Raw genomic sequence first — 13,293 nt, 5'->3', positions numbered from 1 at the left:
ACCATGAGAAGTAAAGTATTAATATTGGTCGCCCTGCTCGGATGCAGCACGATCAGCTATGCACAGCAATTGTTGTCGCCTGACGGAAACCTGGAAATGAACTTCCGGTTGGATGAAAAGGGCGCACCGGTTTATGACCTGAGTTATAAACAAAAAGAAGTGATCAAACCCAGCCACCTGGGACTAGAATTAAAGAAAGAAGATGCGGATGCCGCCGTCGACTTTGAGTTCAAACAACGCAAGGACGTGGATGCACTGGATAAGAAAACGAATCTGTATGACGGTTTCCGGATAAAGGATACCCGTACTTCCAGCTTCAATGAAACCTGGCAACCGGTCTGGGGTGAAGAAAAAGAAATTCGGAACAACTACAACGAACTGGCTGTTACGCTGGAACAGCCATCCAACGACCGTTCTATCGTGGTTCGTTTCCGCCTGTTCAATGACGGACTGGGTTTCCGTTATGAATTCCCGCAACAGAAAGAGTTGAACTACTTCGTGATCAAGGAAGAAAAGTCTCAGTTCGCTATGGCAGGCGACCATAAGACATTCTGGTTACCGGGCGATTACGATACGCAGGAATACAGCACCATGACCTCTCGCCTGAGCGAGATCCGCGGTTTGATGAAAGAGGCTGTTACTCCCAACTCATCACAAACACCTTTCTCGCAGACCGGTGTACAGACTCCGTTAATGATGAAATCGGATAACGGATTATATATCAATCTGCATGAAGCCGCTTTAGTTGATTATTCCTGTATGCATCTGAATCTGGATGACAAAACGATGACGTTCGAGTCCTGGTTGACACCGGATGCAAAAGGCGATAAAGGATATATGCAGACACCTTGCCAGTCACCGTGGAGAACGGTTATCGTAAGCGATGACGCCCGTAATATCCTGGCTTCACGCATCACATTAAACTTGAACGAACCCTGTAAGTTGGATGATGTATCCTGGATCAAGCCGACGAAATATGTCGGTGTATGGTGGGATATGATCACCAACAAAGGAACATGGGCTTACACCGACGAATTGAGCAGTGTCAAATTAGGGGAAACCGATTATTCAAAAACAAAACCCAACGGACGCCACTCCGCTAATACAACGAACGTAAAGCGTTATATCGACTTTGCGGCAGCCAATGGTTTCGATGCCGTCCTGGTGGAAGGTTGGAACGAGGTTGGGAAGATTGGTTCGGCAAGAGTAAAGATTATGTATTCGACTTTGTTACTCCCTATCCTGATTTCGATGTACAGGAAATCCATCGTTATGCAGCAAGCAAAGGAATAAAAATGATGATGCATCATGAAACATCTGCTTCCGTCCGTAATTACGAACGTCATATGGATCAAGCCTACCAGTTCATGGTAGACAACGGCTATACCAGTGTGAAGAGCGGTTATGTAGGCGATATCATTCCCCGCGGCGAACATCATTACGGACAGTGGATGTGTAACCATTATCTGTATGCTGTAAAGAAAGCGGCCGACTATAAGATCATGGTAAACGCTCACGAAGCAACACGCCCAACCGGCCTGTGTCGCACGTATCCGAACCTGATTGGTAACGAATCGGCTCGCGGAACAGAATATGAATCATTTGGAGGTAATAACGTGGATCATACAACGATTCTTCCTTTCACTCGTCTGATCGGTGGTCCGATGGATTATACGCCGGGTATCTTCGAAACACATTGCAGCGCGATGAATCCGTCGAACACTTCACAGGTTCGTTCTACATTGGCACGTCAGCTGGCACTTTATGTAACGATGTACAGTCCGCTCCAGATGGCAGCCGATGTTCCCGAACATTACGAACAATATGCCGATGCCTTCCAGTTTATTAAAGATGTCGCTCTCGATTGGGACAAATCGCTTTACCTGGAAGCAGAACCGGGCGATTATATCACGATTGCCCGCAAAGCAAAAGGAACAGGTAACTGGTTCGTTGGCTGTACGGCCGATGAGAACGGACATGAATCCCGCCTGTTTTTCGACTTCCTTGATCCGGGAAAGAAATATGTGGCAGTAATATACGCCGATGCAAAAGATGCCGACTGGAAAAATAATCCGCAGGCATATACTATAAAGAAAGGTGTGTTGACAAGCAAAAGCAAATTGAATTTGAAGGCTGCCAGCGGAGGAGGTTTTGCTATCAGCATTCAGGAAGTGAGCGACCCGAAAGAAATAAAAGGGTTAAAAAATCTATAAGGTGAAAGGATTGTTAAGGTTATTAAGTAAACTTGTAAAGAACTTAAATTTAAGCACATGAAACGTTTAAGGTTTAAAGCACTGTTGATGCTGATCGCAGGCTTGTGTATGTCCGTTTCTGTTTTTGCCCAGCAAATGACAGTAACTGGAGTTGTGAAAGATCCTACAGGAGAACCGGTTATCGGGGCGAATGTTATTATAAAGGGGACAACGAACGGGACCGTTACCGATATAGACGGTAAGTTTCTGTTGTCTGCCTCTAAAGGCGATATTATCTCTGTTTCATTTATCGGATATAAGATGCAGGAATTGCCTGCTACCTCTGATATGAATATCATTCTGGTAGAAGATTCCCAGATGTTGGAGAATGTTGTCGTTATTGGATATGGTACGGTTAAGAAGAATGATGCTACCGGTTCTGTTATCGCCATCAAGCCGGATGAAAAGAACCGCGGCTTGCAGGTCAGTCCCCAGGATATGTTGATGGGTAAAGTGGCCGGTGTATCCGTTGCCTCTTCAACCGGACAGCCGGGTTCCTCTTCTTCGATCCGTATCCGTGGCGGTTCTTCCTTGTCTGCTAAAAACGATCCGTTGGTGGTTATCGACGGTGTGATTATGGGTAACAGTGCCCCAGACGGGTTAAGCAATCCGCTGAGTACGATAAACCCTTCTGATATCGAGTCTTTTACAGTCCTGAAAGATGCATCGGCTACTGCAATCTACGGTTCTCGTGCCTCGAATGGTGTTATCATCATTACGACGAAAAAAGGAAAGAGCGGCAGTGTGAAGATCAATTACAGCGGTAATGTGTCTGTCAGCACGAAACGTAATAAAGTAGATGTAATGAGCGGGGATGAATACCGTGATTATATCACAAATGCTCCGAACACGACGGAGGGTATGTTGAATGCGTTGAATCTCTTCCCGAATGTCAGTACAGACTGGCAGGATGAAGTGTTGCGTACGGCAATTTCGACCGACCATAATATCAGTGCTTACGGCTCTGTCAAAGAATTTATGCCTTACCGTGTCTCTTTCGGTTATACCGATCAGAACGGTATTCTGAAAACATCTAATTTCCAGCGATATACCGGAAGCGTTTCATTGACTCCTTCCTTCTTTCAGGACCACCTGAATGTAAACCTGAATGGTAAAGGCGTTTATATCAAAAACCGTTTTGCCGATACGGGTGCTTTGGGAAGCGCGGTTAGCTTCGACCCGACCAAGCCGGTTACAAACGGCAGTAAATACGGAGGTTATTTTACCTGGACCGGCGACTACACACCGGACGGCACCAGAGCGACCTCAGCCGGAGTCAACCCTGTTTCTATGCTGGAAATGGTCGATGACCGTTCGACAGCCAAGTCGTTTATCGGAAATGCGCAGTTCGATTACAAACTGCACTTCTTGCCGGATTTACGCTTTAATATGAATATGGGTATCGATTATACATCTGTGGAAGGAAAGAAATATGTAGACCCGAATGCTCCCGGTTCTTATCAGCCGGACGATGACGCAACCGGAAGTAACCGTATCTATAATAGTACACATAAAAACAAACTGTTTGATTTCTATGCACAGTATTCCAAAGAACTACCGTCGGTAGCCAGCCGCTTCGACGTCATGGCAGGTTATTCTTATCAGAGTTACCAGACGCAGACGGATAATGTGACCTATTATTTGTCGCGCAAGCCGGAAACGTTCGGACAGAATACGACCGTAAGCAACGAATATAAGGAAACAGATACCAAATATGTACTGGCCTCTTTCTATGGACGTATGAATTACTCGCTGATGGATAAATATCTGTTGACATTCACTTTACGTGATGATGCCTCTTCCCGTTTTGCCAAAGATAAACGCTGGGGACTCTTCCCTTCGCTGGCTTTGGGGTGGAAGATGAATGAAGAAAGCTTTATGAAAGATTTTAGTAGCCTGGATGAATTGAAGTTGCGTTTAGGCTGGGGTGTTACCGGGCAGCAGGATATTAACCAGGGCGATTATCCGTATCTTTCATTTTACCGGGAAGGAAAAGGGGGAGCCATGTATCCTGTTTATGATGCTGCCGGAAATGTGACCTGGATAAATGTATTGGCACCGACAGCCGTCAACCCGAATCTGAAATGGGAAACAACGACTACCTATAATGTCGGTATCGATTACGGATTCCTGAACGGCCGTATTACCGGTTCTTTGGATGGTTATATCCGTAAGACAAAAGACCTTATCAATGCGGAAGTGAATGTGCCGGCCGGAACCGACTTTGCCGAATATGTTGTTTCGAATATCGGTTCGCTCGAAAACAAAGGGGTTGAGTTTTCTATCAATACCCGTCCGATAGTAAGCCGTGACTTTAGTTGGGACCTGGGTTTCAATATCGCTTACAACAAGACTAAGATTACGGAACTGACTTATAACGATAATTCCGATTCACCGGGTAAACGTTTCGAATCGACAGGTGGTGACGGTGGTTTGCGTCTGAAGATCCATAGCGTTGGTTATGCTCCGGGTACATTCTATGTTTTCCAGCAAGTGTATGATGCCGACGGAAACCCGATCGAAGGTGAGTATGTGGACCGTAACGGTGACGGTGTAATTACCGACAATGACCTTTATCGTTATAAGAAACCGACCGCAGACGTGTTGATGGGCTTCAACTCCAAATTCACGTATAAGCAGTGGGATTTAGGCTTCAACGGACGTGTCAGCCTGGGCAATTACAATTTCAACTCGACGGCCGCCAATGCTGCATTGGGCGTCAACGAATTGTTTGGGAACAATGCGTTGAGCAATAAACCTACATCAGCTTTGAAAACCGGATTCCAGTCACGCCAGCGTTTGTCGGATTACTATATCCAGAATGCTTCGTTCCTGAAGATCGACAATATAACATTGGGATATAATGTCGACAAGTTTATCAAAAGTAGCTGGAATGCCCGTTTCTATGCAACCGTGCAGAACCCGATCATCATAACCAAGTATGACGGTCTCGATCCTGAAGTGAATGACGGTATGGATAACAACGTATATCCGCGTCCGATAACAGTATTATTCGGAGTTAACATCAATTTCTAAAATGCATCTATCATGAAACTGAAAAAATATATATCATTGGGCCTTGCCTCTTTATGTTGTGTATGGGCCACTTCCTGTCTGGGTGACCTCGATCAGGAGCCGATACTGGATAAATCCAGCAGTTCTATCCATAATGAAGCCGACTGCCAGTCCTTCCTGGCTAAAATCTATTCCGGTTTCGGCTTGTCGGGAAACTCTTCCGATACAAATGTCGAACCTGACTTGCAGGGTGGCGACCAGGGTTCGCTGGTTTTTCTCCGCGGATTGCTCTCCTTGCAGTTGTTCCCTTCCGATGAAGCGATCTGGAACTGGGCGGACGAAGGTATTGTGGAGTTATGCCAGCTGAACTGGGATTATACATTGCCTTATGCTTATTCATTCTACCAGCGTGCCATGCTGAATGTTCGTTACTGCAAGGAATTCCTGGACGTTTATGCGGCAGATAGCGACATTCCTGATATTCAGAAATATCGTGACCAGGTGCGCGGACTCCGGGCAATGAATTATTATTACCTGATCGACCTTTATCGCAATCCGGGTGTTGTTTGGGATGACAGCCCGACAGACGATAAGTCGTGGAAACCGTCACAGATAGGGGCGGAGGCATTGTTTGACAAGATTGTAGCCGAATTGATCGATCTTTCCGAAAACGGTAATCTGGACGAAACGCCTTCTATGGCAACGTACGGTCGTGTAACCAGACCGGTCATTAACACGCTTCTTGCCAAAATGTATCTGAATGCAGAAGTTTATACAGGCAAACCGATGTATGACAAGGCTGCTGTATATGCCCAGAAAGTGATTGACGCCGGGTTCGGCCTGGAAGATAATTATGCCAACCTCTTCTGTGGTGAAAACCATCTGACGGGTATGCATAAGAATGAAATCATCTACGCGATCCCTTTCGATAATGTCAATGCAAAAAGCTATGGCAGTACAATTATGCTGACAGCCGCTGCCTATGGTGGTGATATGGACCAGACCTGGTTTGGAATGTCTTCTTCGTGGACTTGCCTGAAGCCGACACAGCAGATGATCGGATTCTTCAACGAAAGTCCGGATGCGGGAACCGACAGCCACGGTAGCCTGGTTAAGAAAGATAAACGTTATGCTTTCTATGATGGTGCCGGAACACGTACTCCGGAATCGAAAATGCAGGACTGGAACACCGGTTATCTGTGCCATAAATTTACGAACCTGGGCTGGGACGGCGCAGCGGTAACTCCGACACCCGATCCGAACACCGACTTCCCGTTGTTCCGTCTGGCAGACATCTATCTGATTTATGCGGAATGTGCCGTACGCAATGCTGCCGGAACCAATAAGGAACAGGCCGTTGAGTATGTAAACCAACTGCGTGAACGTGCTAACGGTGATAAGAGTGCCAATATTACAGCCTCTGACCTGTCTCTTGATTTTATTCTCGATGAACGTGCCCGCGAATTATATTGGGAAGGACAGCGTCGTTCCGACCTCGTACGTTTCGGAAAATTCACCAAGGATTATGCCTGGGCATATAAAGGGGGTACATTGGAAGGCGTTGCAAACATTGACAGTCGCTTTAATATCTATCCGATCAGCGACCGCGACCTGACAGCCAATCCGAACCTGGTGCAAAACCCGGGATATGAATCATTAAAATAATAACTTCCAAATCTGTAAACAAATGAAGAAACTGAATATATATATGCTCCTTTTAGCCGGTTCATTATTCTGGACCGGTTGCGGAGAAGACAGAGACGATAATCCGGTTTTTCAGGAACCAACCGAGTTTGACCTGAATACACCGGCACAGGCAAATGAAGTATATGATCTGAAGAATCTTTCTTCCATTGAACTGACCTGTACGCAACCTAATTACGGATACGTGGCTTCTACCACCTATAAAGTACAACTCTCCCTGGAAGAAACTTTTAAGGAGGCCGATGAGGCAGCCGGTACAAAAGCAAATTATGCCACCTTATCCCCGGCTTACCCACTGCCTGAACTGAATATAGACGCCGTTGACTTTGCCATGGCTTTGCTGGATTTGTGGAAGGCTTCGAACGATAATGCCGAATTGCCGGAGACACCCATGCCGGTTTATATTCGTCTGAACGCTTCCCTTACGAATAATGGAGCAGGACAAATCACGTCCAATGTTATCGAACTTCCGAAAGTATTGGGTTATAATGTGGAACCTCCTGTCACTTTGCCGGGACAGATGTACCTGGTAGGTGATTTTGCCTCCGGAAGCAGTTGGGGTAAATGGGTAGAAATGATCCCGGTAACGGATACTCCGGGTAAATTCTGGTCCATGCAGTATTTTGGCGGTAATAACGTAATGAAGTTCAATGCGCAGCCTTTGTGGGACGGCAATCAGGTCGCTTATTCCGAAGGTCTTGTCCCCGCCTCATCGGCCTCTTTAGCCGGAGTGTCCGGTGTAGATGATGGTAGTGGCGGAGAGAATATCGGTGTGAAGAATGTCGGCTGGTATATCCTGGTCGTTACCACCGAAGTGTCAGGTAAGGATTTGAACTACACTCTCGAATTTCTGGCTCCCGATATCTACCTGACCGGCGATCCTTCCGGCGGTTGGGATACCTTCGACGAGACCCGTAAATTCACCGTCCCTTCCGGTGAAGGCGAATTTGTTTCACCCGCTTTTGTAGCCTCCGGCACCTTACGTATGTGCATTAAATTGCCGTCAACCGACTGGTGGCGTACCGAGTTTGCCATCCTGAGCAATAAGATCGAATACCGTAAGAACGGAGGTGATCAGGAAGCAGTGAATGTTTCGGCAGGCCAGAAGGCTTACCTCAACTTTCTGGATGGTACGGGGAGTATTAAATAAAACATTTCATAGTTCCTGATGTAACTTCGCTTGGTATAGGTACTGAACCGAATTACATTAGCTACAAATCTATTGTCGATAGCTTTCAGTATTATTATTGATTGCTATCGACAATATTGTTTATAACTATCGATAATATTACTTACAGCTGTCGGCAATATATTAGTAAGGCATCTAATCAGAGAGAGATGCCGGTAAAATAGTATCTCCCACGGCATGTTACATTAATTATTATTTGAAATAATTTGGCTAAAGTGATATCTGAAACTGTCGTAACTGTTATATTTGCACTATAAAACATAAAAATATGATAGTCAGAATACTTTGCTTGCTGGCATTTGCGTTGATTTTTAATTCATGTCACGGTCAGCAGACTGCAAAAACAGAGAAAGAGGATACAACGCCGAGAACCTTTGAAATGGTTGCCGTCCCCAGTATGATTACCGATCCGGGCGAACGTGCCAAATATCTGGTCCAGCATTATTGGGATAAATTTGATTTTACCGATACGGCGTATATCCATCTGCCGGATATCACGGAACAGGCATTTACCAACTATATCGACCTGATGAAATATGTGACTCCGGAAGTTGCGACCTCTTCCATCAAAGGTATGATGCACAAGGCTACGGCTGATAGCAGCTTCTTTGCTCATATGGCCGGTCTGTATGAAAAGTATCTTTATGATCCTAACTCTCCGATGCGCGATGAATCTTTGTATATCCCTGTACTCGAATCCGTTCTGGCCGCACCGGTCCTCGATGAAGTAAACAAAATCCGTCCTGCCCATTTATTGGAACTGGCATTGAAGAACAGGGTAGGTGAGCCGGCAACCGACTTTACTTATACCTTGGCCGATGGAAAAACCGGTACATTATATAATGTAAAGGCTGATTATCTTTTGTTATTCTTCTACAATCCGGATTGCCATGCCTGTAAAGAAATTACGGAACAATTGTCGGGTGATCCGTTGATCGGCCGGATGATGTCTGATAAGAAACTAAAGATTCTGGCTGTCTATCCCGATGAGGACCTGGAAGCCTGGCGGAAACATATCCCTGATGTGCCGGCAACCTGGATAAACTCCCATGATAATACGGTAAGCCTTAAAAATGATGAGATATACGATCTGAAAGCAATTCCAACCCTTTACCTGTTGGATAAAACGAAAAAAGTTATACTAAAAGATGTCACATTTAACCAGTTGATGGAATTTATACAAATGCAAACGAACTAAGTATGTAAATAAAATTTGAGTATGAGAACAACGTTATTATCAGTGATTTTTCTGGCTGGTGTCAGCCTGACTGCTTCTGCGCAGTTTAAAATCGGAGGGAAAACAATTAACACCAAGAAAGTGGTTAGTGCCGCTACCGATGTTGCCAAAGCTGTCACACTTAGTGATGCCGATATAGTGGCTATGAGCCGTGAATATATCGAATGGATGGATACCCATAATGAAGTGGCTGGTCCCGATACGGAAATGGGGCAGCGTCTGGAACGTCTGACAAAGGATATCAAAGTAGACGGACTGGATCTGAATTTTAAGGTATACAATGTTATCGACGTAAATGCTTTTGCCTGTGGTGACGGTAGTGTCCGTGTTTGCGGCGGATTGATGAAAGTGATGGACGACAATGAAGTAATGGCTGTTATCGGACATGAAATCGGTCATGTGCTCCATTCCGATTCGAAAGATGCCATGAAGAACGCTTATCTGACTTCGGCTGCAAAAAATGCCGCAGGAGCAACCAGTGATGTCGTAGCTAAATTATCGGATTCCCAGTTAGGTGATCTGGCAACAGCATTGGCCGGTGCCCAATATTCTCAAAAACAGGAAAATGAAGCAGACGATTACGGCTTTGAGTTTAGTGTAGCTAATGGTCTTGATCCGTACAGCATGCATAATTCATTGAATAAACTGATGAGTTTGAGTGAAGAGGCACCGAAATCATCCAAATTTCGCCAGATGTTTTCAAGCCATCCCGAAACAGCTAAACGTGTTGAACGGATGAAGGAGAAAGCGGATGAATATATGAAAGATAAGAATTGATTGTTAATATACCTTGCCAAATAAGGTATTCTACTAAAATATTGCTAAAACAAGTATGATTTGTGCTATAAAACTATGCTGAATAACATAAAGCACTTATATTTGCACTGTGTTTTTCATGGTATTAGATTTAAGGTTAGCAATGAAGATTGGTTGTCGGGATGACAACCTTTTCTTTTTTATAGACTTTACCGATCATCATTTGTCCACTTTCCCTCTTTTAATTCCGAAATAATATTACTTTTGTATCAGTACTATAAAATTTATGTGGTGTGGATACAAAAATAAAATTACGGGTTCAAGGGCTGACTAATAGCCAGATTCAGTCGGGAGCGTATGCCTGATACTGGCGGAAGAAAACGGAGCCCGTCGTATACCTATTATAGTAGGGACATCGGAAGCACAATCCATTGCTATTGCATTAGAACATATTACGCCTCCCAGGCTCTTACTCATGATTTATTTATGACTTTTGCCCAGGCTTTCGGCATTCAGCTACGGGAGGTTTTCATTTATAAGTTCGAAGACGGGGTTTTCTATTCCGAGCTGTTGTTCGATGATGGCATAACTCAGGTACGCCTCGATTCACGGACATCGGATGCCATTGCAATTGCTCTTCGGGTGAAATGCGACATCTATACAACAGAACATATCGTTTCAGAATGCGGAGTCGTGCTGGAAGAATCCTCGATGCCGGATGAAATGGATGACAACGATTATGCTTTGCTGGACAAAGAGCCTGAAGATATAGAAGATGAGGCGGAATTGAAGAAATGGCTTTCTCTTCTGGATGAAGAAGAACTGAGCGAACGGATGGAAGAAGCCGTAGCTGATGAGAACTATGAATATGCAAAGATGTACAAAGATGAGATCCGTCGTCGTGAAGAAGAGGAGGGCAGTGCCAAATGATAGACCAACAGAGCGGGATTAGTCTGGAGTCCCTTTTACGTGGAATACTGGGGATCGTGACAGTTCTGGCTGTTGCATATGCCTTGAGTTATGACCGGAAACGTATCGACTGGAAGTTGATAGGAGGCGGATTGATCATGCAGCTCATATTTGCCCTGGCAGTTCTTTATGTACCGTTCGTGGGAACAGCTTTGGAATGGATGGGGAAGGCGTTTATTAAACTGATGGACTTTACCCAGGCGGGAGTTGGCTTTTTATTAGGACCGTATGCAACCAAAAGTAATGGGTTTATATTCCTGATCCATTCATTACCGGTTGTCATTTTCTTTTCAGCATTGGTTTCCCTCTTTTACTATTGGGGAATTATCCAGCGTGTTGTGGGAGCTTTTTCCTGGTTGCTACGAAAGTTTATGAATATATCGGGTGCGGAAGGATTAGTTACCTCCGGAAATATATTTATGGGAATGACTGAATCTCCCGTACTTATTAAGAATTATTTGCCGGCGATGAATAAGTCGGAAATCTTCCTGGTTATGGTGTCCGGAATGGGGACTATCGCCGGAACGGTTATGGCAACTTATATCGGTATGTTATCGGGGGGTGACCCTGTAGCCAGGGTGTTGTTTGCCAAGCATCTGATTTCGGCGTCGTTGATGGCTGCACCCGGCTCGATCGTTTTGGCAAAGATGCTTTGTCCGCAGACGGAAGTTGCTGTTGATCAGGCTGCCACTCTGGAAAAAGGAAGTTCTCATCCGACGGCTTTGGATGCGTTGGCTGCCGGAACATCTACCGGTATCCGCCTGATGGTCAATATAGCTGCAATGCTTTTGGTATTCATTGCGCTGGTAGCTTTGGCGAATTATCTTCTGGAAGGACTGCTGGGCCGTTATACCGGTTTGAATGAATGGATTGTTTCGGTGACTGACGGTAAAGCGCAGGGATTGACGTTCCAGTTTATTCTTGGAGTTATCCTGGCTCCTTTTATGTGGCTGATCGGTATTCCGTCACCGGATATTATGCTTGTCGGTTCTTTGCTGGGACAGAAGACGATCCTGAATGAATTTGTGGCTTATTTCCAGTTGCAGGAGTGGAAAGATGCCGGGATGTTCATGTATCAAAAGTCGATTTTAATGTCTACCTATATATTATGTGGTTTTGCCAATATCTCGTCTATCGGGATTCTGTTAGGCGGAATGGGAGTACTGGCTCCGGAGAAGAAGGAAATGATAACCCGTTTCGGTTTTCCGGCCATGATTGCCGGTGCTTTGGTTTCTGTGCTGTCGGCTACGATTATAGGGATGATACTCGGGTAATTGAAAATTATAAATTGAAAATTAAAGAGACGTGCAGATATTTTATACGCCGGATATTGCAGTGAATCCGGAACTGCCGGAAGAGGAGGCAGGTCACTGTATTCGTGTACTTCGTCTGACCGAAGGCGATGAAATTTTACTGACTGATGGTAAAGGTACTTTTTATAAGGCGGCTATCAGTCGTGCCCATCATAAACATTGCGAAGTGTCCATTCTGGAGAGTTGGCAGCAACCGGCTTTATGGAACTTCCGCCTTCATATCGCAGTTGCTCCGACAAAAAATATGGATCGGATGGAATGGTTTGCAGAGAAAGCGACCGAGATCGGTATTGATGCCATTACCTGCCTGAATTGTCGTTTCTCAGAACGGCGGGAGATAAAACCAGCCCGTCTGGAAAAGATCCTGATCAGTGCCATGAAGCAGTCGCAAAAGGCGACACTACCCCAGCTGGAAGGAATGACTGATTTCAAATCATTTGTCAGCCAACCTTTTGACGGTCGTAAGTTTATCGCTCATTGTGAGGATGGAGATAAAACATTATTAAAACAAACGTATCGCCCAGGTGAAAACGTTTTAGTGCTGATCGGCCCTGAAGGAGACTTTAGCCTGAAGAGATAGAACTGGCTCTAAAAAAGGGATTTGAACCTATCTCGTTGGGAGATAGCCGACTTCGCACAGAAACAGCAGCGTTGGTGGCTTGCCATACGATTCATGTACTGAATCAGTAAAGATTAAATATCATAGAAAAAAGGATATGTTAACCGAAGAAATACCTTTGGTTCGTATCCTTTTTTTATTTTTCTTTGAACCATACTTTAATACTTCAATGGAAAAGGAGGAGAGATATTGAAGGTTATGTTATATTAACATCCCATTTTATGTTAATGGTAAAATAC

The 13,293-nt window shown here is 44.9% G+C and carries 6 protein-coding genes and 3 pseudogenes; all 9 read left to right on the top strand.

The window, feature by feature from the left end; genetic code table 11:
• Positions 1-3: 3 nt before the first annotated feature.
• The 9 genes and pseudogenes from DXA15_RS18130 to DXA15_RS18090 all read left to right on the top strand — a co-directional run bounded on the left by DXA15_RS18130 (position 4) and on the right by DXA15_RS18090 (position 13,125).
• Positions 4-2,213 (top strand): annotated as a pseudogene (locus DXA15_RS18130) (glycoside hydrolase family 97 protein).
• Between the two features lie 57 nt (positions 2,214-2,270).
• On the top strand, positions 2,271-5,288 hold the full coding sequence (locus DXA15_RS18125; RefSeq protein ID WP_128134952.1) for a TonB-dependent receptor: 3,018 nt from the start codon (positions 2,271-2,273) through the stop codon (positions 5,286-5,288).
• 12 nt (positions 5,289-5,300) lie between these two features.
• Positions 5,301-6,932 (top strand): RagB/SusD family nutrient uptake outer membrane protein, encoded by a 1,632-nt coding sequence (locus DXA15_RS18120; protein ID WP_046146568.1) that lies wholly within the window; start codon positions 5,301-5,303, stop codon positions 6,930-6,932.
• Between the two features lie 22 nt (positions 6,933-6,954).
• Positions 6,955-8,121, top strand: coding sequence for a SusF/SusE family outer membrane protein (locus DXA15_RS18115; protein WP_128134951.1), 1,167 nt, complete (start codon positions 6,955-6,957; stop codon positions 8,119-8,121).
• A 307-nt stretch (positions 8,122-8,428) separates the two neighbouring features.
• Positions 8,429-9,358, top strand: a complete 930-nt coding sequence (locus DXA15_RS18110; RefSeq protein ID WP_128134950.1) for a DUF5106 domain-containing protein — start codon at positions 8,429-8,431, stop codon at positions 9,356-9,358.
• Between the two features lie 21 nt (positions 9,359-9,379).
• Positions 9,380-10,174: a M48 family metallopeptidase gene (locus DXA15_RS18105; RefSeq protein ID WP_128134949.1), complete on the top strand. Its 795-nt coding sequence runs from the start codon at positions 9,380-9,382 to the stop codon at positions 10,172-10,174.
• A 272-nt stretch (positions 10,175-10,446) separates the two neighbouring features.
• Positions 10,447-11,083: pseudogene (locus DXA15_RS18100) on the top strand (bifunctional nuclease family protein).
• Positions 11,080-12,396, top strand: coding sequence for a NupC/NupG family nucleoside CNT transporter (locus tag DXA15_RS18095; RefSeq protein ID WP_128134948.1), 1,317 nt, complete (start codon positions 11,080-11,082; stop codon positions 12,394-12,396). The pseudogene DXA15_RS18100 and the gene DXA15_RS18095 overlap by 4 nt, the downstream one beginning before the upstream one ends.
• A 31-nt stretch (positions 12,397-12,427) precedes the next feature.
• Positions 12,428-13,125: pseudogene (locus DXA15_RS18090) on the top strand (16S rRNA (uracil(1498)-N(3))-methyltransferase).
• Positions 13,126-13,293 lie beyond the last annotated feature (168 nt).

The organism is Parabacteroides sp. AM58-2XD (assembly GCF_003463685.1).
GTDB lineage: Bacteria > Bacteroidota > Bacteroidia > Bacteroidales > Tannerellaceae > Parabacteroides > Parabacteroides segnis.
Note: the sequence above shows the minus strand (reverse complement) of the source record. Positions and strands in the feature narration are given on the sequence as shown.

Excerpts from the sequence above, each read along its gene's own strand:
- DXA15_RS18110 (WP_128134950.1), top strand. The coding sequence starts at position 8,429 with ATGATAGTCAGAATACTTTGCTTGCTGGCATTTGCGTTGATTTTTAAT.
- DXA15_RS18125 (WP_128134952.1), top strand. The coding sequence starts at position 2,271 with ATGAAACGTTTAAGGTTTAAAGCACTGTTGATGCTGATCGCAGGCTTG.
- DXA15_RS18105 (WP_128134949.1), top strand. The coding sequence starts at position 9,380 with ATGAGAACAACGTTATTATCAGTGATTTTTCTGGCTGGTGTCAGCCTG.
- DXA15_RS18115 (WP_128134951.1), top strand. The coding sequence starts at position 6,955 with ATGAAGAAACTGAATATATATATGCTCCTTTTAGCCGGTTCATTATTC.
- DXA15_RS18120 (WP_046146568.1), top strand. The coding sequence starts at position 5,301 with ATGAAACTGAAAAAATATATATCATTGGGCCTTGCCTCTTTATGTTGT.
- DXA15_RS18095 (WP_128134948.1), top strand. The coding sequence starts at position 11,080 with ATGATAGACCAACAGAGCGGGATTAGTCTGGAGTCCCTTTTACGTGGA.